General features: G+C 35.5%; 24 protein-coding genes, 2 pseudogenes and 1 riboswitch. Of the genes and pseudogenes, 24 read left to right on the top strand and 2 right to left on the bottom strand.

The features are described from left to right. Window positions 1–5 precede the first annotated feature (5 nt). The 23 genes from CHB72_RS19555 to CHB72_RS19445 all read left to right on the top strand — a co-directional run bounded on the left by CHB72_RS19555 (window position 6) and on the right by CHB72_RS19445 (window position 22,249). Complete coding sequence (locus tag CHB72_RS19555; RefSeq protein ID WP_089284560.1) at window positions 6–425, top strand: DUF5643 domain-containing protein; 420 nt, start codon at window positions 6–8, stop codon at window positions 423–425. Beyond that, the gene (locus CHB72_RS19550; RefSeq protein ID WP_141131512.1) at window positions 358–606 is read left to right on the top strand and encodes a hypothetical protein; all 249 of its coding nucleotides are present in this window, start codon (window positions 358–360) and stop codon (window positions 604–606) included. Before CHB72_RS19555 ends, CHB72_RS19550 begins: the two co-directional genes overlap by 68 nt. A gap of 294 nt (window positions 607–900) precedes the next feature. Next, window positions 901–1,401 carry an RNA polymerase sigma factor gene (locus CHB72_RS19545; protein WP_207652609.1) on the top strand — a complete coding sequence of 167 codons (501 nt, stop codon included), beginning with the start codon at window positions 901–903 and terminating at the stop codon, window positions 1,399–1,401. Continuing rightward, entirely contained in the window at window positions 1,394–2,245 is an 852-nt protein-coding gene (locus CHB72_RS19540) for a DUF3298 and DUF4163 domain-containing protein (protein ID WP_176431492.1), read from the top strand. The genes CHB72_RS19545 and CHB72_RS19540 overlap by 8 nt, the downstream gene beginning before the upstream one ends. Window positions 2,246–2,680: 435 nt before the next feature. Continuing rightward, on the top strand, window positions 2,681–3,052 hold the full coding sequence (locus CHB72_RS19535) for an ArsR/SmtB family transcription factor (RefSeq protein WP_089284557.1): 372 nt from the start codon (window positions 2,681–2,683) through the stop codon (window positions 3,050–3,052). A 299-nt stretch (window positions 3,053–3,351) separates the two neighbouring features. Continuing rightward, window positions 3,352–4,020 (top strand): nitroreductase family protein, encoded by a 669-nt coding sequence (locus CHB72_RS19530; RefSeq protein ID WP_089284556.1) that lies wholly within the window; start codon window positions 3,352–3,354, stop codon window positions 4,018–4,020. 855 nt (window positions 4,021–4,875) lie between these two features. Further along, window positions 4,876–4,971, top strand: a riboswitch (guanidine-I (ykkC/yxkD leader). 56 nt (window positions 4,972–5,027) lie between these two features. Continuing rightward, on the top strand, window positions 5,028–5,735 hold the full coding sequence (locus CHB72_RS19525; RefSeq protein ID WP_089284555.1) for a B3/B4 domain-containing protein: 708 nt from the start codon (window positions 5,028–5,030) through the stop codon (window positions 5,733–5,735). An 18-nt stretch (window positions 5,736–5,753) separates the two neighbouring features. Continuing rightward, on the top strand, window positions 5,754–6,443 hold the full coding sequence (locus tag CHB72_RS19520) for a radical SAM protein (protein ID WP_089284554.1): 690 nt from the start codon (window positions 5,754–5,756) through the stop codon (window positions 6,441–6,443). Between the two features lie 437 nt (window positions 6,444–6,880). Beyond that, window positions 6,881–7,513: a TetR/AcrR family transcriptional regulator gene (locus tag CHB72_RS19515; RefSeq protein WP_089284553.1), complete on the top strand. Its 633-nt coding sequence runs from the start codon at window positions 6,881–6,883 to the stop codon at window positions 7,511–7,513. A 135-nt stretch (window positions 7,514–7,648) separates the two neighbouring features. Then, window positions 7,649–9,007: an MFS transporter gene (locus tag CHB72_RS19510; RefSeq protein WP_089284552.1), complete on the top strand. Its 1,359-nt coding sequence runs from the start codon at window positions 7,649–7,651 to the stop codon at window positions 9,005–9,007. Then, complete coding sequence (locus CHB72_RS19505; protein ID WP_089284551.1) at window positions 8,970–11,300, top strand: ABC transporter permease; 2,331 nt, start codon at window positions 8,970–8,972, stop codon at window positions 11,298–11,300. Before CHB72_RS19510 ends, CHB72_RS19505 begins: the two co-directional genes overlap by 38 nt. Window positions 11,301–11,311: 11 nt before the next feature. After that, window positions 11,312–12,040, top strand: coding sequence for an ABC transporter ATP-binding protein (locus tag CHB72_RS19500; protein WP_089284550.1), 729 nt, complete (start codon window positions 11,312–11,314; stop codon window positions 12,038–12,040). 282 nt (window positions 12,041–12,322) lie between these two features. After that, the gene (locus CHB72_RS19495) at window positions 12,323–13,240 is read left to right on the top strand and encodes a transposase (RefSeq protein ID WP_242975203.1); all 918 of its coding nucleotides are present in this window, start codon (window positions 12,323–12,325) and stop codon (window positions 13,238–13,240) included. A 444-nt stretch (window positions 13,241–13,684) separates the two neighbouring features. After that, window positions 13,685–14,335 (top strand): helix-turn-helix transcriptional regulator, encoded by a 651-nt coding sequence (locus CHB72_RS19490; protein WP_089284549.1) that lies wholly within the window; start codon window positions 13,685–13,687, stop codon window positions 14,333–14,335. Window positions 14,336–14,496: 161 nt separating this feature from the next. After that, a complete protein-coding gene (locus CHB72_RS19485) occupies window positions 14,497–14,955 on the top strand; it encodes a RidA family protein (RefSeq protein ID WP_089284548.1) in 459 nt (152 codons plus the stop codon). Between the two features lie 77 nt (window positions 14,956–15,032). Beyond that, a complete protein-coding gene (locus CHB72_RS19480; protein ID WP_089284547.1) occupies window positions 15,033–16,040 on the top strand; it encodes a TRAP transporter substrate-binding protein in 1,008 nt (335 codons plus the stop codon). Between the two features lie 127 nt (window positions 16,041–16,167). Next, the gene (locus tag CHB72_RS19475; protein WP_089284546.1) at window positions 16,168–16,647 is read left to right on the top strand and encodes a TRAP transporter small permease; all 480 of its coding nucleotides are present in this window, start codon (window positions 16,168–16,170) and stop codon (window positions 16,645–16,647) included. Window position 16,648: 1 nt separating this feature from the next. After that, a complete protein-coding gene (locus CHB72_RS19470; RefSeq protein WP_089284545.1) occupies window positions 16,649–17,923 on the top strand; it encodes a TRAP transporter large permease in 1,275 nt (424 codons plus the stop codon). A gap of 79 nt (window positions 17,924–18,002) precedes the next feature. Then, complete coding sequence (locus tag CHB72_RS19465) at window positions 18,003–19,163, top strand: M20 family metallopeptidase (RefSeq protein ID WP_176431491.1); 1,161 nt, start codon at window positions 18,003–18,005, stop codon at window positions 19,161–19,163. A gap of 38 nt (window positions 19,164–19,201) precedes the next feature. Further along, window positions 19,202–20,290, top strand: coding sequence for an alanine racemase (locus CHB72_RS19460; RefSeq protein ID WP_089284543.1), 1,089 nt, complete (start codon window positions 19,202–19,204; stop codon window positions 20,288–20,290). 14 nt (window positions 20,291–20,304) lie between these two features. Then, complete coding sequence (gene thrC, locus CHB72_RS19455) at window positions 20,305–21,522, top strand: threonine synthase (RefSeq protein WP_089284542.1); 1,218 nt, start codon at window positions 20,305–20,307, stop codon at window positions 21,520–21,522. A 19-nt stretch (window positions 21,523–21,541) separates the two neighbouring features. Then, on the top strand, window positions 21,542–21,907 hold the full coding sequence (locus tag CHB72_RS19450; RefSeq protein ID WP_176431490.1) for a creatininase family protein: 366 nt from the start codon (window positions 21,542–21,544) through the stop codon (window positions 21,905–21,907). 24 nt (window positions 21,908–21,931) lie between these two features. After that, window positions 21,932–22,249 carry a transposase gene (locus CHB72_RS19445; protein ID WP_089284540.1) on the top strand — a complete coding sequence of 106 codons (318 nt, stop codon included), beginning with the start codon at window positions 21,932–21,934 and terminating at the stop codon, window positions 22,247–22,249. A gap of 804 nt (window positions 22,250–23,053) precedes the next feature. Here the strand turns inward: CHB72_RS19445 and CHB72_RS27490 are convergent. Both CHB72_RS27490 and CHB72_RS19435 read right to left on the bottom strand, forming a co-directional pair. Next, window positions 23,054–24,115: pseudogene (locus tag CHB72_RS27490) on the bottom strand (aminotransferase class V-fold PLP-dependent enzyme). 308 nt (window positions 24,116–24,423) lie between these two features. Continuing rightward, window positions 24,424–25,299, bottom strand: a complete 876-nt coding sequence (locus CHB72_RS19435; protein ID WP_089284539.1) for a MerR family transcriptional regulator — start codon at window positions 25,297–25,299, stop codon at window positions 24,424–24,426. 617 nt (window positions 25,300–25,916) lie between these two features. On the opposite strand from CHB72_RS19435, the pseudogene CHB72_RS28480 reads away from it, so the two are divergent. Continuing rightward, window positions 25,917–26,211 (top strand): annotated as a pseudogene (locus CHB72_RS28480) (transposase); the annotation flags it as partial. Window positions 26,212–26,560: the final 349 nt, after the last annotated feature.

The raw sequence follows: 26,560 nt of genomic DNA, 5'->3' as shown, positions 1-26,560 counted from the left end.
AACAGGTGAAAAAAGTAGCAGAAGGAATCTATATCGGACAGGCAAACTATAGTATTTCAGGAGAATTAGATCAAGTGAAATGTAAGTTAAAGATTGAAGAGATTCTGCTAGATGCGCCGAATAGGGAAGAAAAGATTAAAGGAGAATGGGTTTTTACATTCCAACTAGAGACCGTGAAGCGTAGTAGTAAAGCAATCAATCAGGGTACAGAGAAGGAGGGTTTCGGTGTAACTATTAATAAGATAAATAAAACACCAATGTCATTTATTATGGACTATACTCAACAAGTGCCTGAAGCGTACCGAGCTGATTGGCACTATGTAATCACCGAATTAGTAGTGAAGGATGATTTAGGTAATGTTTACGAAGGGCAAGGCAATGGGGGGGCATGGACATATCGCAACAGGGATTATAAATTGGAGTAAGACCTTTGGGAAACTAGATGAAAAAGCAACGAGATTAATTGTTACACCGAGAGTATACTATTCTACCAATACAATTGGAGTTTCCATTGATGAAAAGGGGAATGAGACGAAATTAGAACCAATGCAAATAAATGAAGATAGAGAGTTTCTCTTAGACGATATCGTTATTGAGTTAAATTAAGTGCGGGGGTAGGCACAATTATAGAGATTGCTTATTACCTAACTTCATTTATAAAAGCCGCAGTTAGAATGATACGGTGAATCTTATCATAAGTAACGGCGGTTTTTTTGATAAAAAATTTTGATGAATTCTGTAAAGACTGTTGTATCTACGTTAAATCAAGTAACAGTAAAATATTTTTTAAATTCATCAACTTTTTAAGTCCATTCTTTGTCTAATAAGTAGAACCACAAAAAAAAGGAATTCCTTAACAAAGTTCGAACATAATGATTTGTAATATAGGAGGAATATATATTGCTGTACAAACAAGAAGAGCAAATTGAAGTTATCAAGGAATATATTAAATCTCATCAGCAGGATTTTTATCGACTGGCATACAGTTATACCAAAAATAGTGACGATGCTCTAGATATAGTTCAAGAAGCTATTTACAAAGCTATTGCAAATGCTCGTACACTTAAAAATCTCGCTTATTTAAAAACATGGGTTTATCGTATTCTAGTTAACGAAAGTATTAATTGGATACGTAAGAGGAAAAATATTGTACTTGATGAAACCGTACCTAATAATCTTTTATATGAAGATAAAGACATTGCGGAAGAAATCAGTATTTATAATGCCATCCAGCAATTAGAACCTAAGCTTCGAACAGTAATAATATTACGATTTTTTGAAGATATGAAGCTGGAAGAAATTTCAATAATCACAAAAACCAATTTAAATACTGTTAAGTCACGATTATACAAAAGCTTGAATATTTTAAAGAATTTAATTGGGAGTGATGAACTTGAGTAAAAAAATTGAGAAGGCAAAAATGATATATCAATCGATAGAGACACCTATAGAGCTAAACCAAATTGTAAATTCTGCTATTGATACAGCAGTGAATCGGAAACACAAATCTCATGTATGGTTTAAACCAGTTATCTGTATAGCAGCGTCAATATGTATTTTGTTTGTAGTAATGTTAAATTCCAATCAGACATTTGCAGAAAGCATGTATGATATTCCTGTTATTGGCAATGTTGCTCGTGTATTTACCTTCCGAGAATATAGTAAATCCGATGAAGCTTATAATATAAATATTAAAGCACCAGCTATAGAGGGCACAGGGTATACGGATTTGGAAAAACGAATTAATCAGGAGATTCAATCTAAAATCGACACTATTGTTAAAAATGCTGAGGAACGTGCTGAGGAAAACAGACAACGGATTATAGATGAAGGAAGAACAGAAGAGGATTTGGGATATTTTATAGTTGAGATTGATTACGAAATAAAGAGCAGTAATGAAAGCATATTATCATTTGTTATTAATCATATGGAATCCTTTGCAAATACTTATACCTATCAGACCTTTTACAATATCAATTTAGATACAGGCAAAGAAATTACACTCGCTGATATTTTGGGTGAAAACTACAGAGAAATTGTCACTCAAAGCATCAAGGAGCAAATCAAAGAACGTACTGAAAAGGATAATCAATTGATGTATTATGACAGCGACGAGGATATTGAATTTATTTTAGATTATCTAAAATTCTATATTAATTCTATCGGTCATGTTGTAATTTCATTTAAAAAAGGCGAAATAGCTCCTCCACCTATGGGAATACAGGAATTTGAAATTACACGCTAAATGAATTTTTAAACATAATCCTAGCTGATAAAAAATATATTGTAATTAACTCCCAAACAGTCTTGCTTTCAAAATGATGAGAGGATTTCAACGAAACATTGAAAAACTTAATAAAATCCTTCTTAGGGAAGAATCTTCGAATGATGAAGATTCTTCCCTTCTTTTAAGAATGAGAAAGACGTCTTAACTAGCCTATTTACAGCAATTTCAAGTGTTAGCTTTGAAGTGAGGAATGGGGTATTTTTATGGTGTGTTTTAAAGAATTAATCGATTGGCCTTTTATCGAGAAGTAGAAAAACGGTGTGGAATTTTGCTAATAGTGTATAAACTTTTAAGTTTTTCTTTTGTCTCGATTTTCTTTACCGTTGAACCTTTTTAAAAAAAATATGCTATAATGGTTTAAACAATTAAACCTAAGAACTAAGGAGCGATAATATGGATGAATGCACAAAGCAGAGATTGCAAATGTCAAAGGAGTTCAGAGATTGCCAAAGTGCCTTTATCGCACTTGGTGATGAAACAAGGCAGCAAATCGTCATTGCATTATTGGAAGGTGAACGCAAGGGTATGCGTGTTGGAGAACTTACAAAAAGGACACACTTGTCACGCCCTGCCGTCTCTCATCATCTGCAGATATTGAAGGGTGCAAAGATTATAAATATGCACCGTAAGGGTACGATGAATTTTTACTATATGGATGCAAACGAGACAGAATGGGGTAAAATTGCCGCACTGATAAATCATATTTATGCAATCGTGCAAAAGGCTGCTCAAACAGACTATCAGCAAGGCGAGTGTGATGATTGAGGTGTTCCATAAGATGGGAATTCATATACTTAACTGTGGCGAGATCGACGTTGATCCAGCCGTTCCATTCCGTGATGTTTCGTGTAATCCCGTAGCATATACCGGATTGCTCAGAAGCTCAAAACGACGGATATGGTTACCTGTTTCTGCTTATCTGATTGAGCATCCGAAAAGAAGCAATGCTTAAATCGCTTGCGTGGATAAAAGACATGGCACACAAAGAAAATTGTGTTGCTATTCTTGCCACACATGATCCACAAATTAAATCACATATAATCCAATTATAAAGGAGAATTAATATGGATATTTTTGAAACAATGAAAGAGCGTCATTCAGTACGTACCTACAACAGCAGAAAAATTGAGCCGGATGTTGCAAAAGAACTTCAGACACTTATTGACCAGTGTAACAAAGATAGCGGTTTACATATCCAACTGTGCCTTGATGAGCCGAATGCGTTTGACGGCTTTATGGCACGCTATGGAAAATTCACCAATGTGAAAAACTATATTGCACTGATTGGCAAAAAAGCTAAAGACCTCGATGAGAAAATAGGATATTATGGTGAAAAAATCGTGCTGAAAGCAACAGAACTAGGCCTCGGGTCCTGTTGGGTTGCAGCGACTTATAGCAAAAGCAAGTGCGGTGCCACAATAGATAAGGGCGAGAAGCTTGTTTGTGTTATTTCGCTGGGATACTTTGATAAGGGTGGGGTTCCGCATAAAACAAAGAGTATAGAAGAATTAAGTCAATCAAATGGCAATATGCCGGATTGGTTCCGTAGAGGAATGGAAGCAGCACAGCTTGCACCCACCGCTATGAATCAGCAAAAATTTCTTTTCATTCTTGAAGGTGATAAAGTCATCGCAAAAGCTGGCAGAGGATTTTATACAAAGCTTGATCTTGGAATAGTAAAATGTCATTTTGAACTTGGTGCCGGAACGGAAAACTTCAAGTGGTCAAAATAGAGGTAGCTGGTTTTATTAGAATGAATAGTTGGCAAGCACTGTAGTTATCCAGTCATTAAGCATATGCTAGCTAGGACATAGCATACATTGTAAGGTAGTTTGGAACCTAAGGTACATAGCTACATGTTATGGCATCACAAGCATGGCCAAAATAATAAAATCAAGTATAATTTTAATTTAGATAGTTGAGGGAAGGGTTAAATAGACTTAGCAAATAAGCAATAATAGTCATTTGACACGATTTTTGTTTTAAATCGCATTGCTTATTTTTGATATTTCTCGGTATGGACTACCTACAACAGGGTTTTACATGGCTCATATTAAGAATTTTATAAATAAGCAGGAGATATTGTTAATAGCGGAAATACAGCTATAATAATTGAACATAATGCGGATGTAATTAGAAGTGTTCCATAATAGTAAAAAATAGTGATTGGTCTATTATGATTGCGGGGGCTCAGGCCGCCATTATCAACAAAGACCAATCAGAGTAAGATTTGAAATATATTGGAAAGCCTAAAAAGCCTTATATACCAAGGCTATAGGAAACTCTTTATAAAATAGAGTAAGGGTATTGTCTCTTAGAAATTTTAAGGGACAGTACCCTGTTTTCATTACTTTCCAATTATTAGTAAGCATGCAAATAGGAATGAACTACTGAATAATGTATGAATTGTCCTATTAAATTAACAAGTATGCTTTGTACGAATTATACTGAACATGGGTAGAATGAAAAATATGTTATAATGAGCATAAGTAGAATTTTGCGAAGGAAGGCATATAGTTGACTTAATCTTAATATTATGATAAATTTAGTTTATAATTTTAAACTTGTAAATCATAATTTAATGATATATTTAAGTTTTCTAGGGTTCCGCAGTTTGTAACTGGCAGGTCCGAGAGAAAACGCACAGTTGACTGTGTACACGGAAGGATAAAAGCCTGGGAGATATTTAATAATATTTCTATGGCTTTTTTATTTTTTACTGTTGAGGAGGTATATTTTAATGAAAAAATTTATTGCTGAAGATGACTTTTGGAGCCTATTTCCCAATGCAAGGATTGGTGTTGTTGCTTGCCATAGCATAGATAACTCTATAAAAGATAAAGACAAATATAAGGATATGATTTATAATTCAGAAAAGGAAGCCTTAAAATATTTGAAGAATGTAGAATTTAGCAGTAACGAAGTTATAAAAGTATGGAGAGAGGCGTTTCAAAAATTTAAAACCAAGAAAGGTGCAAGGTCATCGATTGAGGCATTACTAAAACGAGTGCATAATGGAAACCACTTAGGACCTATTAATCCTCTAGTTGATATTTATAACTGTATTTCATTAAGATATGCATTGCCCTGCGGTGGTGAGGATATTGATACATTTGTTGGAGATATAAGATTGACTAAGGCAGTTGGAAATGAAAGTTTTGTTACATTAGGAGCAGATAAAAGTGAACCACCATATGAAGGTGAGATAGTATATAAAGATAATGAGGGAGCAATTTGCAGGTGCTGGAATTGGCGTGAATCAGTAAGAACGATGCTTACTGAAAGTACAAAGAATGCTTTCTTGTGCATTGAATTAATTGATGAAAAAAGAACAGAAGAGTTTGAGAATGCTTTAAAAGATTTAGCAAAAACAGTACAGGACAATTTAGGCGGAACATGTACGGCTTCAATTCTTGATATTAACAATAAAGAAGTAACAATAGAGTAATTTGAGGAGGATAAGGTGATGGGTAGTTTCAGTTATAAAGAGATTTATATTGAAGATGGAAAAAGGGTACTGGAAGTTAACATACTTCCAGAAAAGCATTGTAACTTTGACTGCATATTTTGTCCTATTGGAAGGTCGCAAAACAAGGTAGATATCCAAAAGTCATTTGATGAAACAGATAGTTCATTGATTGAACTAGAAAGTATGATAGAAAATACAAAAGCAGAATTAATCTTTATTAACTCAAAAGGAGAAGCCTTAGTCAATGATAAAATTGGTGATATTATTGACCTAATCAAAAGTAAGGGAGTACCTGTAAGACTACTATCTAATGGCTATTTGTTGGGTAGAGATGAATATATACGAATAGCTAATAAGTGCGATGGAGTTATAGGAGAGATAAAAGCAATAACAGAAGAACATTTTCAAAAAATTCAAAGACCAATTGATGGGTATACAATAGGAGAATACATTTCAAACATGGTTTCCTTTAATAAACAATACAAAGGGAAATTTATATTTGAAATTACTATCATTAAGGGCTATAACGATGATGAAGAATCAATTCAGAAGATAAAAAATATTATTAAGGAAATATCTCCTGACAAGATAATTATTGCAAGAATGGAAGATGAAAAATTTAAGAAAAAACTTGGTATAACTGATGAAAGATTTGAGGGAATTTCAAATGCATTGCTAAATATTTAGTAATGCTAATAACAGCATTCTTATTTCGTGCAGTTAGTCAGAGCGGCTATAAAATTTATGTTTGCAAGAAGTGTTCCATATATCAAAAAATAGAGATTGGTCTATTTTGATAGATGTGGCACAGGCGGTGATTATCAACAAAGGCTAATCAAAATAAGGCTTTAAATAGAATGGTCAAAGCTTAAGAAACCTTATGTATCAAGGGTTTTATTAATTTAACATAAAATAAAGTAAGGGTATTGTCTCTTGATGATTTTGAGAGATAGTATCCTTTTCAATGACTTCTGCATTATGAGACGAAAATTGATAAAAAATTGGCATTAAACTATATACTATTGACATACATTGACAATTATTTCAAAAAAGGCCTTGACATTTTCTTCTAGTAGGTTTATTATGATTCTATCGACCGATGGTCTAGAGGAAAGGAGTAAGGTATGAAAATAGTTAAGGAAGCTGAAGTACGAAAACAAGAGATTCTGGTTGCTGCACGGGAATTATTTATCAAGAAAGGCTATGAACAGACTTCTATTAACGATATTCTAAAGATTGTAGGTATAGCCAAAGGCACCTTTTACTATTATTTTACTTCCAAGAGGGAAGTACTAGAAGCAATCATTCTTGATATCGTTGAAGAAGGAGCAAGGAAGGCTGAGAAGATTCTAAAGGATAAATCCATTCCTTTGGTAAATCGTATTATGATGGCGATCATGGCACAGGCTCCGGAGTTTGAAGGATCGGATAAGATAAAGGAAGAACTTCATAAGGTTGAGAATGCAAAGCTGGAACGATTATATTTAAGAGCAATGCTTAAGCGCATGACTCCAGTTTTACAAGAGCCTGTTTTAGAAGGCATTGACCGAGATATTTTCCACATGGAGTATCCGACGGAATGTATAGAATCCATTTTACTGTTGGGACATATGATGTTTGATTGCGATGCTTTCCAATGGAAGATGGAGGATTATCCAAGAAAAATACAGGCTTTTTTGTGTAATGCAGAAAGAATGCTGGGGACAAAAGAAGGTGAGCTTAAAGAATTTATCCAAATGTTTGGACAGTTAGAATAGATGAAAGAAGATTTATGAAATTTTTTTATCCACCAATAGACCGTTGGTCGACAAGAAGATAACATAAAGAATAATTTACATTTAAATAAAGGTATGAATATTATATCGGGCTTATTAAGATTGAAGGAGGTAACGATGAATCAACAGGATGAAATACAAAATATAGAAGCAAAAAGTCGGGAGGAGGCAATGAAGAAGTTTAAGATACTGGTGGTTGGTCAGCTGATATCAAGTATCGGAAGCGGATTAACGGATTTTGGTCTTGCCATCTATGTATTGGCACTGACAGGATCTGTTACAGCTACCTCCATTGTTGCCATTTGTGCATTCCTGCCATCCATTCTTCTGGCTCCTGTGGGAGGTGTCTTGGCGGATCATTATGACAGAAGGGTGATGATGATTCTTGGGGAATTACTTTCTGGCCTTGGATTAGTTATATGCCTCGTCTCCATTATGAGTGGAAAGCCTTCACTTGCGGTAATTTGTGTTGGTGTAGGTGTCAGTTCCTTATTTAGAGCTTTGATGGAACCTGCATTTAAAGTGACTATTACGGATTCATTATCGGAAGAAGACTTTGCTAAGGCGGGGGGGATGGTTCAAATCGCCAACAATGCCAAACTTTTAATTTCCCCGGCTATTGCGGGATTATTGTTACAGATTACCACTGTCAGTACCTTGATCATTATTGATATTCTTACTTTCTTTACAACGGTAATTACTATTGCGGTTGTGAAGAAAGGTATGGTTACGAAAGGCACGGAGGGTGCTGGTTTGAGCTTTCGTAGGGAAATGAAGGAAGGCATTGCTACAATACGTGGGAAAAGTGGCATTGTGGCAATGATTGTGATTATGACAATTGTAGTATTCTGTCTTGGCTTCGTACAGATTTTAAGTAAGCCCCTCATACTTGCCTTTGCAGGTGAAACGGAACTTGGTATTCTTACGACAGTCAGTGCATTGGGCATGATGGCCGGAAGTATCATAATCAGCTGCATGAAGAGTGCAAAATCCTATGTGAGGATGCTTTCCCTAGGATTGTTGGGTTGCGGAATCTTTTTTGCACTGATGGGAGTTAAGGAAAATCTGTTTTTGATTGCAATATTTGGGTTCATGATGTTTGTATTTATGCCGGCTGTCCAGATTGGAGCAGAAGTCCTGATACGTAAGAACCTTGCCAATGAAGTACAGGGTAGGGCTTTTGGATTGATAGGCTTTATTACTCAGCTAGGTTACATTTTTGCTTATATATTGTCCGGAGCTCTTTCAGATTATTTTTTTGAGCCCTTTATGGGGGGCAACAGTTTGTGGGCAATAAAAATCGGAAAAGTAATCGGTGTCGGTGCAGGAAGAGGAATTGCGCTGCTGATATTGATTGCAGGGATGGTACTGGCAATTGTCGGAATCCTTGTTTCCAGACTGAAAAGTGTAAAAACCTTGGAAGGAGGAATGAGTAAGAATGAAACTATTACTAAATCTTGTCCGAAAAGACTTTAAGAGAAACAGAGTGATCACAACTGCCCTGGCGGTATTCTTGATCCTTTCGGCCCTTTTGATGGCAGGTGGGTTAAGGGTGACAGGTACAATGATATCTTCACTAAATGGGTTAAATGAACTAGCTGTGCCGCCCGAATACCTACAGATGCATAAGGGAACCTATGATAGGGAAGCCTTTGAGAGCTTTGTAGAAACCCATGATTATATTAAGGATTCCCAGATTGTCAAGATGCTTAATATCAGCAATGCAAATATTATTTATCAGGGTGAAACACTGGAAAAGTACCTGATGGATAATGGATTCGTTGTTCAGAATGAAAGATTTGATTTCCTCCTTAATATGGATAATGAGATTGCTTTTCTTCAGGAGGGAGAAATCGGAGTTCCTGTTTATTATGTAGAGGAGCTAGGTATTCAGGTGGGAGATGTTATTACATTACATCAAGGGGATTACCGCAAGGAGCTGATAGTATCAACAATCATTCGTGACGCATCGATGAACGCGGCACTGGCATCTTCAAAGCGTTTATTAATCAGTCAGACAGATATTGATGAAATAAGTCTTCATATGGGAGAATGGGAATACTGTTTTGAATTCCTATTAGAGAATGGTACCGCTACGGCGGTTTTGGAGAAGGATTATATGGATGCGGGGATGCCTTCCAATGGTGCCACGGTAACAGGCAGCCTTCTGAGGATGCTGAACAATCTTTCCCATGGCTTGGTAGCATTCATAATCATCGCAATCAGTATTCTTTTAATAATGATAGCAGTCCTGTGTTTATCTTATATTATTCGGGCAACCATGGCAGAAGAGAATTATACCATAGGGGAGATGAAAGCAATTGGATTTCCTAGAAAAGCAATTGCTAAGTTATATCAGATGAAGTATATAATGCTTGTGCTGGTAGCGGGAGTGATCGGTTATCTGGCAGCGATTCCCTTTGGAGATTTCTTTTCATCCTCGGTTATTATGTACTGCGGATATGGCACCGACGAGTGGATGAAATGGGTATTTCCTTTCATTGGGGTAATCCTTCTCAGTGTGATTGTTATGCTTAGATGCCATAAAATTATTGGCAGAAATCTGAATAGTACTGTTGTGGGGCTGATGCGGGGGGAAGAGAAGATAGAGAAGGAAGGACACTATTCCTTACCTTCCTCTGGATTAAAACATCCCAATCTCACAATAGCTTTCGGTGAATTGAAATGTAAATGGAAGGAATATCTGGTTATTTTTTTGGTGTTTGTATTTTCGTCATTTTTGATTCTACTTCCGATGAATATGAAGAGTACAGTGGAAAATCCATCCTTCATGACCTATATGGGTGTAGGAGAAAGTGATATTCGTATTGATATTCAGTACAGCGAGAAACTAGCGGAACAAAAAGATGCCGCCCAATCCTATCTGGAAAATGATGCAGAAATTGACAAATATGCTATTTACCAAAATGGTTACGTACAGCTACAGAATGCTGATGGGGAATGGGAATACATCCGTGTCGAAAATGGTGATGCATCTGTTTTTCCCTTGGAGTATCTTCAGGGAAGGGCACCGAACGACAGGAAAGAAATGGCCCTTTCATATCTGAGCGCTTCGGAATTAAGAAAAGAAGTTGGCGATTCCCTGACAGTAATCTATCAGGGGGAAGAACTTTTGTTTACCTTATGCGGTATTTATCAAGATATTACTTATGGTGGCAAGACTGCCAAAGCAGCTATTGATTTTGCCGAAATTGATGTGGAAGTCTATATTATTTATTTGAATGTCCGGGACGGTGTCAGGATTGAGGAAAAGACGGATGAATTGAGAAGTATACTAACAGACAGTAAAATAACGCCCATCAGTGAGTTTGTTTCTCAGACCCTTGGCGGTATTATGGATAATATGAGTCTGGTGGAGGGTACAGCCATCATGATTTCATTGCTTTTAATCATGCTAATTACCGTGATGATTTTGCAGTTGATCACAGCGAGGGAACACAGTGCAATCGCAATTAAGAAAGCAATTGGCTTTTCAAACCGGGATATCAGGATACAGTTTGGAATACGGATTCTTATGATTCAATTTGTGGCAATATTTGCAGGAACGGTCCTTGCAAACTTTTTAGGAGAAGTTATTTTCGGGTGGATGCTTTCTTCTATGGGGGTATCAAAAATAACGATGCTAGTTGAGCCGATTACGGCCTATCTGCTTTCCCCGGCAGTGCAGCTGCTGGTAGTCCTCATTACCGTGATTGTGGGAACCAAAGTTGTCAGAAACTATCACATTAGAAATCAAATAATAGAATAAGGAGTCGAGCCATGATAAAAGTTGAGCAGATCAGTAAGTCATTTAAAGATACGCAGATATTGTATAACATATCTTTTGAAATCAAAAACGGAGATTTTGTAGCGGTTATGGGACCTTCAGGTTCGGGTAAATCAACGCTTCTCTACAGTATCAGCGGAATGGATAGCATTAGTGACGGCAGGGTATTGTTTAAAGGAATAAACATATCTGAAATGCAGGAGAATGAATTATCCCGATTCCGGCTGATTAAAATGGGATTTGTATTTCAAAACCCACAGATGTTAAAGAATCTTTCTATCTTTGATAATATTATACTGCCAGGTCTTGTAGCCAAAAAAAAATCAGCAGATGACATAAGAAAACGTGCATTGGAATTAATGAAGCAGATGGAAATTGAAGGAATCGGAGAACGTGATATCCGAGAAGTTTCCGGCGGACAGTTACAACGGGCTTCCATTTGCCGCGCCATGATCAATAATCCTGAAATTTTGTTTTTGGATGAACCGACAGGAAGTCTGAATTCCGCCGCGACGGATCAGGTAATGGCAATCCTGGAAAATTTGAATCGTGATGGAATGACCATAATGACTGTTACCCATGATCCCCGGGTAGCTGCCAAAGCAAGAAAAGTACTCTATATCAGGGATGGGCAGATTGCTGCTTGCAAGGAATTCTCAGTGGGCGTAGACCGCGAAAGAGAACTAGATAAATGGTTAAAAGGATTTCATTCAAGGGCATAACATAATTGTTCCCAATGAAATATTACGGGCAAAATTCCTCTGTTAATCAGATCATGATTTGTGATACATGTAAAAATGATTATCTATTGAGGGGAAAGGGGTAAATCACAAAACAACTAGAATACCCTATGGAAAAGAAAAAAATTCCCAGTTGTTCATAGATACTATAATAGTGCAAAAAAGCTTCAAAAATTTTACAGTTGAATAAAACAAAGAAACATCTATGCAAAATCCTGTTATAATTAAGTTCTCATACAAAACATAACAAGGAGATATGCATAAATGTTTCAGAACTCAATTATATCAAATGAAGGATCTATATACAATTTTTTTAAAGAATTAAGATTTGACCTGTATCTAACTAAGCCTCAACTCAAACATCTTGAGAATACTATGAATGCTATGATTTTAAAGGGATACAACGGGAAAATGTCTGACATAGCAGAGCTTACTTCACCGAAGCATAGAACTAGTATTTCAAGGTTTTTCTCCCAAAGCAAATGGAATGAAGAACTATTGATGACAGCTTTAGAATCAGCAACTTTAGAACTTATCTGGAATAAATCAAAGAAAACAAATAAACCCATATATATGATTATTGATGACACGATTTCTGAAAAGACTAAGCCCTCGTCAAAGGCTAAAAATATTATTCAAAAATGCTCTTTTCACAATTCACATTTAAAGAAAAAGACTGTATATGGTCATCAATTAGTTGTAGCTTTGCTTTCGTGTGATGGTTTAGTTTTCCCTTATGCTATAAAAATCTATGATAAAGAGAAAATGAGTAAGATAGATATTGCTACAAATTTAATTTCTTCTTTACCTAAACCTATTAATAGTGGTTTTGTATTATGTGATAGTTGGTATAGTTGCAAAGCCATTTTTACAGCTTCAAAGGAGGCTGGTTATAGTTATATTGGAGCACTTAGAACTAACAGAGTTATTTATCCTAAAGGTCATGAAAGATTAGGGGTTAAACTTCATAAATTCGCTACTAGTTTAGATAAAGATTCCTTTGATCTAGTCACAGTTAAAGGTGAAAAATACTATATCTACAACTATATTGGCAAATTAAATGATATGAAAAAAGTTTCAATAACCTTAAGTTATCCCAAAGGGTCCTTTCATAAAGAAGGTGCTTTAAAAGCATTTATAGCCTTGGATCTATCTTTAAATCCTTTAAATGTTTTAACTTAATATACAGACAGATGGGTAATTGAGCCATTCTTTAGAGACTGTAAAAATTATTTAGGATTAAACAACTATCAAATCAGAAGTGAAAGAAGTATTATTAGATATCTTATAGTAATGCTCCTAACTTATACTTACTGTAAACTCTATTCAAAAGAAGTCTTTCATTTTAATACGGGTTTAAAGCTAGCCCAGAAGGATTTAAAAAAATTCCAAGTTATTTGGATTTACTCTGCTGCAATCAAGGGTAAGCCTATTGATAAAATTTTTGAGACATTAAAAATAGCTTGAGAATCTGTTTGTCTATTTAACTGTAAAATTTTTGAAGTAAAAATGCACTATTATAAGTAAGAAGAGAGAATAGACAAATTGAAAAGGGAATAGAATGTATGATATAATGATTTAGTCAGAATGATGAAATCTGATATTATGGCATTGGAGGAGAATAGAATGAATTATATAGAAAATCAGAAGGATAATCTACAAAGATTAGCTAAAATGATTGCTGAGCAGTTCGGAAAAAAATGTGAAGTTGTGGTTCACGATTTAAGTCAAGACTATGAGAGTACGATTGTTGCAATAGAAAACAACCATATTACTGGAAGGCAAGTGGGAGATTGTGGGAGCAATCTAGGGTTAGAAGTTTTAAGAGGAACTACAGAAGAGGGAGATAGATATAAATATACTACAAGAACAACCAGTGGTAGAATATTACGGTCATCCTCAACTTACTTGAGAGATGAAAACAATAAAGTTGTTGGTTCTATATGTATCAACTTTGATATAACTGATTTGTTAATGGCAGACAGTATTTTGAAAGAGTATTGGCTTATTGATAATAATAATGAAGAAGAAGTTAACGAAGTTTTTGCAAATAACGTTAATGAACTTCTTGACTATTTTATTATTGAATGTCAGAAAAAAATAGGAAAGCTTCCAGATGCAATGAGTAAAGAAGAGAAAATAAGCGCAATACAATACCTTGATAAAAAGGGAGTGTTTCTAATTACCAAATCTGGAGACAGGGTATGTGAGTATCTTGGTATTTCGAAATATACTTTATACACCTATCTGGATATATCTAGAAAAAATGGAGCATGATGTTTTTTATTGCCCATTACCTAAAAATTTTTTTTTATATCAAAAAACTATTTATTTTTTTGCGTAATTATGATAATATGAAATCAGAGCTAATGAATAGTCTAATAATTAGAAATTATTCATTAACTCATAAGCTATAGAGAAAAGGGAGAGATGAGATAATGGTGGAAGAGAAATTAAAGCAACTTGGTATTACTTTGCCTGAGGCTCCGCAACCTATTGCTTCATATGTTCCAGCTAAAGTAATAGGTAATATGGTTTACATATCAGGACAAGGGCCAATTATTAACGGAATTCAAATGTACACAGGCAAAGTGGGCAAAGAGTGTACGAAAGAGGAGGGATATCAAGCTGCAAGGCTGTGCGGACTTAATCTAATTGCCCAACTTAAAAAGGTGATTGGAGATCTTGACAGGGTTAAGGAAATTGTACACCTTAAAGGATTTATTGCAAGTACAACTGATTTTTTTGAACAGCCTACTGTCATTAATGGTGCATCGGATCTTATGATTGAAATTTTCGGTGAAGCCGGAAAACATACTAGGTGCGCATTAGGGACAAATGTACTTCCAACGGATATCCCTGTAGAAATTGAGTTGGTTGTTGAAATTAAAGGCTAGGAAAGTTGGTTTAATAATTTTATTGATTAAATGGATTGTATAATGTACAATCTACAAAATACTTAGGGGGTAAGTTCATGAAAAAAGCACTTTTAGTATTTTTAATGATAACACTTGTCATAGGTTCTCTTGCAGGATGTGGAAAACAACCAACAACACAGGATAAACAAGAGGGGGATGAATTAAATTCGTATACATTCAAGCTTGGCTTTAATACGACAGAGGATTCTGTACGCGGTGAAATGTCAAAGGAATTCAAGCGTGTTCTTGAAGAAGAAAGTAATGGTAGACTTAAAGTAGAAATTTTTCCTACTGAATTACTTGGCAGCGAGCAAGAGCAAATAGAAGGTATTCTTGTTGGGTCACAGGACTTTTCATTACCAGGTGGTGGAGCAATGTCAAACGTTGATCCGGTTTTTGGAGCAGCATCGCTGCCCTTCCTGACAACAGGATATGACGATGCTCACGCTAAAATGGATGGAGAAATCGGTGATTATTGGAAACAGACTGCTTTAAAACATGGCTATAAGATATTAGGGTTTGGAGATCTTGGTTTTGCTCAGGTTACAAACTCAAAAAGAGCAATTAATAGTATTGAAGATATGAGAGGTTTAAAAATGAGAAGTCCTAATGAACCGGTGCTTATTGGAACTATGCAGAATTTAGGTGCTTCTGTAGCAACAATTCCTTTTACAGAGGTATATCTTAGCCTTCAACAAGGTGTTGTTGATGGTCAATTTAACCCAATGGATGCTATTTATCAAACAAAGTTTCATGAAGTACAAGATTATATGGCACAGTTAAATATTTTCTACTATAACATTAACTTTTTAACAAGTGAAAAGCTCTGGAATCAGCTTGATGATGAAGCGAAAGAAATAGTTCAAAAAGCAGCTGATGCAGCAATTGAGGTATCAAGAGAATATTATGTAAATGGTGATGTAGAATATCTTAAAAAGTTACAGGATTCTTTCAAAGAAGTAACAGAGCCGGATACAACGGAATTTAGAAAGGCAGTTCAGCCTGTTTATGATGAATTTGCTAAGAAGATACCAGCTGATTTTGCAGAGTTGCTAAACAAATAAATAAACTCTCCTTTATTTTAAGTGTTGCTTACTCTATTTATTAGGGTAAGCAACGATACAATTATGCAATACATTTGTATAATCCTAGCACCATAAATGCAGATGGTTAAGGAGGTCTTTCTAGTAGATGAATAAAATTATCAATAAAATGGAAAAGGCTATAAACTTTATATGTGCTCTTCTTGTAGCATTTCTCACAATAGTAGTTAGTACGGAGGTTATTAGCCGATATTTTTTTTGTTTTCCTATTGCAATAACAACAGAGTTAACCAATATTACGTTTCCTTGGATCACAGCTCTTGCTGCAATCGTGATTACTATTCATGAAGAAAATATATCACTTATGTTTGTAAAAGAAAAATTCTCACCAAGAATGAAATATTATGTAGAAATACTTATAAATCTTTTATCAATTACATTCTGTGGAATAATGGTTAAATCCAGTATTGAACTGAGCCTCCAACTGAGAACGCAGACTATGGCACTTCTTGGCTTTAGTAAGATCATTCTTTATGGTTCTTTTGCAATCGGTTTTATAATGATGACTATAGTTTTAATCTATCAGTTAATATTAAAATTGCGAGGAAAGGATAATATGGTGATGTAGTATGATTTTGATTATTATGATAGCATTTTTTGGTATGGTGGCCATTGGTGTTCCAATAGCATTTTCAATGGGATTATCGGGAATCAGTTACATAATTGCCATGGATATCCCAATTTCTGTTGCTACTCAAAGATTTTTTTCTAATACTCAATCCTTCTCTTTTCTTGCAGTGCCTTTCTTTATTTTGGCGGGAAACCTAATGGTAGAAGCCGGAATTGCTAAAAGAATAATAAATTTTGCCAATGTTTTAGTAAGACATCTTCCAGGAGGATTGGCATGTGTGTCTGTTGTTACCAGTATGATTATGGCTGGTGTTTCTGGTTCATCTGTTGCTGATGCTGCTTCTGTAGGTAGCATTCTTATACCTGAGATGGAGAGAAAAGGTTATCCAAAATCTTTTGCAGCTGCTATAAATGCCACAAGTTCGGTAGTAGGGATAATCATTCCTCCTAGCAGTACGATGATTGTAATTGCTTGGATTGCGAATCTCTCTGTAGCACAGATGTTTATGGCTGGTGCGGTTCCGGGCATCTTAATTGGATTCACCTACCTCATGGTTACAGTGATTATTTCCAAAAAAAGAGACTATCCTCGTGAAGCGAGAGCTACGTTTAAAGAAGTATTTGATTCAGCAAAGGATGCCATATGGGCTCTTGTGCTTCCGATTGTTCTTATAGGTTCGATTGTGTTGGGAATAGCTACACCAACAGAGTCAGCTTCCTTATCGGCTGTTTACGCCCTATTGGTAGGTGTTATTGTTTATAGGTCTTTGAATTTAAAAAATATTTATAAGGCACTTGTAGATACTGCTAAAGGTACTACAATAGTTATGCTGGTTGTTTGCTCTGCCACTATATTTACATGGGTGCTTATTCGAGAAAATATACCTACAATGATAGCACAAGGATTGCTTGGATTAAATTTACCAAACCAATTACTTTTATTTGTAATGGTAGCTATACTCTTTCTTGCTGGTATGATTATGGATAATGTTCCGAATCTATTTATCTTTATTCCTATTTATATGCCTATTATTATGGAAATGGGTATGGATCCTGTACACTTTGCAATCATTATGCTTTGTGCCCTTGCTCTTGGACTCTTTACTCCACCGGTGGGGACAACATTATTTATATCCTGCAATATAGCAAAGAACAGCATAGAGGACACTATTACAGACCTTATACCCTACTTTATCTCTGGAGCTATAATCGTACTGTTGATAACTTATATAGAGCCTTTAGTGATGTGGCTACCAAGAGCATTCTTTCATTAGAAAATAATTGAACAATTTTTATATTCCCATAGCTTTAGTATAAACATGTTTTAGAACAATATACCAAACGGTTAAGAAGGTGAGAAATCTGAATAACTATGAACAATATACAATAGACCTTTTGAGAGACCTAATATCCTATAATACGGTTAATATCCCAGGAAACGAAGGGCCTCTGGCAGAAAGAGTTGCAGAAATCCTTGGAGAAATGGGTTTTGAAAACAAACTTATAAGCTGTGGAGAGAATAGGGGTAGCGTCGTAGCCGCAATAGGTAATCCTAAAGGGAAAAAGCTTGTGTTTAACGGTCATCTTGATGTAGTGCCGGCTAACACAAAGTGGACAACGGATCCTTTCAATGCACAGGTTATTGATGGTAAAATATATGGAAGAGGTGCAGCCGATATGAAAGGTGGTATTGCTTCAATGATAACTGCTGCAAAAAAGCTTATAGATGCAGATTTTGATTTTAGCAGTGGTCAATTGATACTTTCCTTTGTAGCAGATGAAGAACTGCATAATAAAGGGACACTTTCCATATTACCTCTTGAGGAAATATCTGAGGCAGACTATGTAATCGTTGGTGAGCCCACTTCAATGGATATCAATATTGCCCATCGCGGTACTGCCAGATATACGATTAAGTTGTTTGGTAAGAGTTGTCATTCCAGCAATCCTGCCAATGGTATCAATGCAATAAATAAGATGGGAAAGGTCTTAGCTGCTATAGAAAAATACAATCAAAGATTAAGTCAAATTCATCATCCTATTCTTCCTAGTCCAACGATTGCTACAGTCATGATAGAAGGTGGAGAAAAGGATAACATAATACCAAATTACTGTGAAATTAAGATTGATCGAAGGATTATTCCTTCAGATACAAAAGAAAGTGTAATGGAAGAGCTAGCTGAAATACTAAAGAAATTAGAGCGTGAAGACAGTGAGTTCAAGTATACGATAGAGCCTTATATTTATTTAGGTGCAGGTGAAGTTCCTATCGATTCGGAAATTACAAGGTTATCAGTGGAGGCTTATAAAAGTTGTTTTGGAAAAGAGCCGAAGATATGTGAATTTACAGCAACCTGTGAACAGACTCTTTTTACCCAAAATGGTATTGAGACCATTATTGTAGGGCCTGGCAGTATTAAACAAGCTCATATTGTTGATGAGTATGTTGAAATTGAACAACTAAATATGGCAACATCCTTTTATGAAGAGATGATAAAAGTGATCCTTAGATAAACTGTACATATTATTATAAATATATGGAGGTTTTGTAAATGTATAATGAATTGCTTACACCAGCGGTTATCATTGATCTTGATATTGTTGAACGGAATATTGAAAATATGGTGGAACTCAACAAACAGTACAATATAAAGCATCGTCCCCATATAAAAGCGCATAAAAGTATTTATTTTGCTCAAGAGCAGCTTCGAAGAGGATGCGTAGGAATTACCTGTGCAAAATTGACTGAAGCAGAGGTAATGGTTGAGCATGGGATTAAAGATATTCTTATAGCTTTTCCTACTATTGGTAAGGCTAAGCTTGAAAGGCTTGGAGCTTTGATTGATAGAGCAGATATTATGAATATGATAAATAGTATTGAAGGTGCTATAGGTCTTTCAGAACTTGGGGTTAGAATGGGGAAAAAGCTTAAAACCCTTATTGAAGTTGATGGTGGAATTAACCGTGGAGGTATTATGCCAGGAGAGCCGACTTTAGAGTTTGCAAAGAAAGTGAAAGATCTTTCTGGACTTGATATATGCGGATTGCTATACTATGGTGGAACAATTTATGGTGAAAACACAGAAAAAGGTATTATAGAAAAAACCAAAATGGAAAGCAAAGAGCTTCTTGAGACACAGAAACTATTAAATGATAACGGATTCAATATTACAATACTTAGTACCGGTTCTTCATACTCTGCAAGAATGGCAAAGTATCTTGAAGGAGTTACAGAGGTAAGAGCAGGAAACTACATATTTAATGATGGGTCGACATTATGGCCAGGTTTAGTTAAAGAAGAGGATTGTGCTTTAAGAATTTTATCAACGGTAGTAAGTAAGCCTGATAAGTATACAGCAATAATAGATGCAGGTACAAAAACCTTGACAAGTGATACAGGTTCTTTTACTAAAGGATATGGATATGTTGTAGATCACCCTGAAATTACTATATATAAGCTCAATGAAGAACATGGTTTTATGATTTCAGAGGAGCCAAACGATCTAAAAGTAGGAGATGTGATAGAGATTATACCAAACCATGCTTGTGTTATTCCAAACCTAAATGACACAGTATATGGTGTTAGAGATGGTGAGGTAGAAGTTAGTATTCCTGTAGATGCAAGAGGAAAAAATATTTAAGGAGTATATACAATATGGAGACATGCATTTTGAAATGTCATGAGTGTTCTAGCACGTTTGAACTCGATAATCATTCGTTGTGCACAGAGTGTGGCGGTATTCTTATCGTTGAATATGATAAGGAATATTTAAAAAGGTTTTCCTTAAGTAAACATAACAAATTTGATAAAATGTGGGACTATAAGGAGGTACTTCCTCCTTTAAGCCATAAAAATATAGTATCCAATAACGAGGGTGGAACACCCTTGATTGAGAGCCGAAGAGGGAATAATAAGATTGGGGTAAAAAGGCTCCTTTTTAAGGACGAAAGTAGAAACCCTACGGGTTCCTTTAAGGATAGGCCTGTATCAATGTGTATTTCAATGGCTAAGGAGTTTAATTGCCATACTGTAGTAGTTTCTTCATCAGGAAATGGGGGTGCTTCTACTGCATTGTACGCATCATTGGGAGAAGTTCATAATCTCATATTCGTTCCAGAGACAACTCCCCCATCAAAAGTAGCTCAGGCTATTACCTATGGAGGAAAGGTGATGCGGGTTAAAGGGAACTTTTCTAAAAGTTATGATGCTGCTCTCCAAGAAGCTCAAAAGGATAAGGTCATGAACATCACCACAACCTTCCTTAATCCCTATGGCATAGAAGGGGATAAAGTTATATCCTATGAGATTTTTGTGCAGCTTGGAGAGGTGCCGGATTATATCATTATCCCCGTAGGTGCTGGACCCATCCTTTATGGTATCTACAAAGGCTTTAGTGAACTAAAACAAATGGAAGTAATCGATAGAATACCTAGGCTTATAGCTGTTCAGGCAGAGGGATGTGCGCCTATCGCTAGCGCATGGATCTATAGTTCTGCGGTTAAGTCTTGCCTAAATCCTACTACAATAGCTTCTGCAATCTGTGATCCGCTAATAGGTTATGAGCAGGACGGCGAAATTACTGTTGAAGCTATAAAAAACTCAGGTGGCTATGCTGTAACTGTGACGGATGACCAAATTATTTCTGCAGGTATTGAACTTGCACAAAAAGAAGGAATCTATGTTGAGCCTGCTTCTGCAAGTGCATATGCAGGGCTAAAAAAGATGATTGAACAGGAAGCAATTGATAAAGACAGTACGGTGATCTGTTTGCTTACAGGCCATGGACTTAAGGATAGTACTGCATATTTGCCTAATAATATTGATATTCCCCTGATATCAGATCCTGAAGAATATTTAGATGAATCGAATTGATTATGGGGAGGCAATAACTATGGTAATTAAATGGAACGAGTGCCTGTCCTCGGACTTTGCTAATATTCAAGAGGAAGACATAGCCCTCATTATAGTTTCTTCTTTAGAGCAACATGCACTGCATTTGCCTACTGGAACTGATGAATATATTGGGCAAGCTGTTGCAGAAGAAGCTGCCGGAAAATGCAAGAGAAAAGTATATATGATGCCATCGGTTAATTATGGGTTTTCTTACCATCACTTAAAGTTTAAAAGTTCAGTTTCAATAAAACAGACTGGATTGATTGGTATTATAAAAGATATTATTAGATGTGTTTATCATACGGGATTTAAAAAAATGACAAAAGTGACAACAATCATCATTGATACTTTAAAATATACATGATACAATCTGGTTGAGTGATTAAAAATGAGCAGACAAGCACGTCAATATAGCCAAAGCGGATTGTATCATATTGTTTTTAGAGGAATGAACAGACATAATATTTTTGAAGAAGAAGAAGATTTCATTAAAATAAAGGATATTATACAAAGGCTTAAGAAGGAGATGCTATTTGAGATTTATGCATTCTACTTAATGACCAATCATGTACACATTCTTTTAAAAGAATACAATATAGGGGATATCACGGTAATTATGAAGAGATTACTTACCAGATATGCAGGTTGGTTTAACAGAAAATATTCAAGAAGTGGTGCATTAATTGCAAACAGATTTAAAAGTTAGCCAGTCGGGAAGGATGAATATTTGTTATCGCTGATACGATATATTCATCAAAATCCAATTAGAGTAAAGATAGTAACAGAAATAGATAAATACAAATGGAGCAGCTATTCTGAATACATTCATGAGAGTAAACTAACAGATACAGAGTTTATACTTTAGCCGCACGGTATGCACTATGGTCAAGACCAACCTGTCTGTCAAGAAAGGCAACCTCGAATACCTGTCACTGCTTTTTTCAGCGGCTGAGCCATGTGGAGTGTGTTGTGTTGATAGAGAGGTCATAATCCTTAAATTTAAAGGCATATAGAGTTTTTATCATAATAAATGCCTCAAGGATAAGTGTGCTTTAGTGGTATAGGGAAACATATTTTATAAAGGTTTTTGCCCTCTAGGGGGGATAATTACGCATTAATACAAACACTTGAAATGAAATAGACGACTTCGTAGGAGCATAATAAGATCCAATGGGAAAAGTTTTATCTACTTGATTCCAAGAGGGGCTTTGCATAAGATAATCGAATCAGATGGACAGATAGATTGACTTTTCAATCAATGTACCTGTCCTTTTATTTGTAATCTATACTAAATTTCTAAGAGCTCTTAACACCTAAAGGATCTAATTGCCCTTAAGTATACACCAACAAAGTTCCATACTCGGCGAGTGTGTTGCCAGCCTGCAATTGAGGTAGGACCAACAAATACGGGAAAGAATATAAATCTTCTTCCACTAATTAGCTCTACAGCTGTAAATCTAAATAAGCAGAATGGTTTTAAGGTTTTAGCCTATTCATCAATTTCACTCCACTAATTGTAATATTTTGCTATTTTAAGAACTGTGTTAGCTAAATGGTCAATTTCTTCCATCGTATTATAAACGCCTAAGGATGTACGGACTGAACTGGTTAGGCCAAATCTATGCAAAACAGGCTGGGCACAATGGTGACCTGCTGGAACTGCAATTCCTTCTTGATTTAGATATTAACCTACACTTTCTGGATGTACTCTGTCTATTACAAATGAAATTACACTTGTTTTATTGGGAGCTGTTCCAATAATATGCACACCAGGTATTTGGTATAGCTTTTCCATAGCGTAGATAGTTAGTTTTCTTTCATGCCTTTCAATGCTATCAATCCCTATTCTTTGTATATATTCTATAGCTGCTCCTAACCCTATGGCATCTGCAATGTTTCCTGTGCCAGCCTCAAATTTATAGGGTAAACTATTATAAGTTGTTTGGTTAAAGTTTACATCTTTTATCATACCTCCACCTCTTTGCCAAGGAGGCATTTCTTCTAATAAAGCTCTTTTCCCATACAATACACCTATTCTCGTGGGACCATAAACCTTATGTCCAGAAAAAACATAGAAGTCCACATCTAATTTTCTCACATCAACACCAATATGTGGTACAGACTGTGCTCCATCAATCAAAACACATGCTCCATATTGATGTGCCACCTTAATCATAGTTTCCACAGGGTTCACTGTTCCCAGGACATTGGATACATGTGTGATGGCTACTATTTTGGTACGGGGTGTGAGAAGTTTAGCATATTCATCCAATAAGACTTCACCAAGATCATTTACGGGGATAACTTTAATGATTGCTCTTTTTTCCTGTTGTAGCTTTTGCTAGGGAACAATATTTGAATGATGCCCCATCATTGTCAGTATAATTTCATCCCCTTCATGTATATTCATTTTCCCAAAGCTCTCCGCCACCAAGTTAATTGCCTCCGTGGTACCACGAGTAAAAATAATTTCCTCTGTAGAAGGAGCTCCTTCTATTTTATTCAGAGGTATTTGATTACTCTTATAGGTTTCATGGGTAAACTGTTGAGGCGATTGAGATGGATTTGACATGATTGGATGATTATTATTATAAGCCCCCTTGATTGCTTGTTTTTCATTTGCCTCTACCTTGGTGGCAACAAATTGTTCTAATAACTCTGGATCTAAATTTTCTCTATATAATTGATTTGCCAGCTGCATCATCTTATTGATATGATTTTCCTCTAGGTGGCAAAATTGATCGGAAGAACATTTTTTCGTCTCGAAGGCAGAAATCATGGTATCCTCCTGATTATGCATATTCATGGTATTTCCCTACCTCTATATTTTCCAACTATGCATTTAATTAAATTGTCGAAAAACACATAGATTACTCAGACTTATCTCAAATATGCGTTCAACGCTTTACCAATAAATTCAGAGGCTCCCTTACCATATTTCTTATCGGTTACTTCTATATATGCAGGGTTGGATAAATAAAGATCCGACATAAGACCCCAATAGTTGTCTCCCATATCAATATTCTGTGCAGCTTTGTTGTCCTCGTTGACCGTTTTAATCAGCTCATCCACAATTTGTTGGATTTCTTGTGAAGCGGTATCTTTATTTAAGTCTGAAGTAAGTCTTTCCGTTATTTCATTTGATTTACGCAAATAAGCATCAGCATTATCTTTTAATGCATGGAGGGATTCCATTGTACCCGAAAAATTACTAAGATTTTTCTTCATAGCTTCGGTATACTTTTCTATACTGCCATATTGTGTCACAGCCATTTGGGCTATCTCGGTTTCCTTAGATTTAAAATCTTCAGTCATTTTATCAAACTCATCCACACTACTCCAATGCTTTATTATTTCATCGGTGTGCTTTTCTTTGAACGTCTCCAATGCATTAAAATATTCACTCATATCAAATTCTTTGAAGCTCATACATTTTTCTCCTTTTATAAGTTTGTCTAATAAATTCAATAAACCATCGAGTCTATCACGTTTGGTCTGAATCAGTTTCTTTTGATTTTCAAATGCCTTGTTTTTCTCAAATTTAGGGTTCTGCATTACCGACTTTATATCTTTCAAAGGAAAATCCAATTCCTTAAAAAACATAATTTGCTGTAACACTTCCAAGGCATCGTCATCATACATTCTATAGCCTGATTCAGTAACTTGACTCGGCTTGAATAAACCGATTTCATCATAGTATTGCAAAGTACGGACACTTACACCGGTTAACTCAGAAACCTGTTTTACAGTCCTCATCGCTATTCCTCCCTAATCTATTTTTAGAGATATCAATATTGTCAAATACTCCGCCGACTGTGAGCCTTTTGTCAATAAAGCATAACTCTATTTTTATAATACACTATCACGGAACGTGAGAGTCAATACATTTTTACGTTTTTTATGTGGGTTTATTCCGATTATGTAAGAAAACTCTTTTTTAAAAATTGATCTAAACAATCAAGTAGGAGGATAGATGCTGTAATTTCTCCTGCTTGATTGTTTTATATACCTTGATACAGTTATCGCTTTGTTATCGGATTTTTGGCGTAAAGGCGACTTAACAGATCATCTTGTTATGAGAACTTAGATAAATACAACCGAAAATTAGCAATTAGAAGATTAGTAAAATAGAAAAAGATTGATGATTATAGGCGCTAGAACTATATTTCCTCTATCAGGTTTTAAGCATAAGGCTATTTTAACTTTAAATCTATGGTAGTGGCTTACGCTTTAGCGAAGTGGCTAAATTAAAAATTGGCGATATTTGCAGTAAAACTATGGGAGTTAGGGTAGAGCATGCTAAACATAATACAAATCGTTATACTATTTTGTCTGTTACATCCCCTAAGGATTACAGTGACAACAATAAATCTAAGCTAATCACCTTAGATGGTGTAGAATTTATCCGTCGGTTCTTAATGCATATTCTCCCGAAGAGATTTGTTAAAATTAGACACTTTGGATTACTAGGCAACCGCAACAAAAAAAACAAAGCTTACATTGTGTAGGAAACTGACCCTTAGTCCTTTATACAAACCTAAATTTGAAGGACTTAAAACCATTGATATTCTCTGTCTTCTTCTAGGTAAAGATGTAACTCTTTGTTCAACATGTAAGAAAGGTAAATTGCAGATGGTGAGTACTTTATTACCAGAAGCACCAACTTAATGATTTATGAACTGAATACCTTATTCCCAAGCCTCTTCAGTGGGGAGGGAGCAGCTATGCCTAAATCCAGATGTTTTTCCTAAAAGATAACCTTTTTTCAAAGAATACGTGCTTCCTATCGTATAAATTTAAAGAAAAAATGTAGAGAGAAAAGATTGAAAATCCATAGCTCAATTTGGAGTAACTCTACCCACCGCGACTTTCCTTCTTCTTGGGCAATCAAAAATTTTGCTCATTTATACTAAACAAACTTAAGGGGATATCGGGAAATTGAAAATTTCAGTTGAAATCCTCAAAAAATAATCAAGCCTATCGAATTTAGAGTTTATAATAACTCTAGACCTCGATA

The organism is Anaerovirgula multivorans (assembly GCF_900188145.1).
GTDB lineage: Bacteria > Bacillota > Clostridia > Peptostreptococcales > Natronincolaceae > Anaerovirgula > Anaerovirgula multivorans.
The sequence above is the reverse complement of the archived record's forward strand: the minus strand, read 5'-3'. Positions and strand labels throughout refer to the sequence as shown.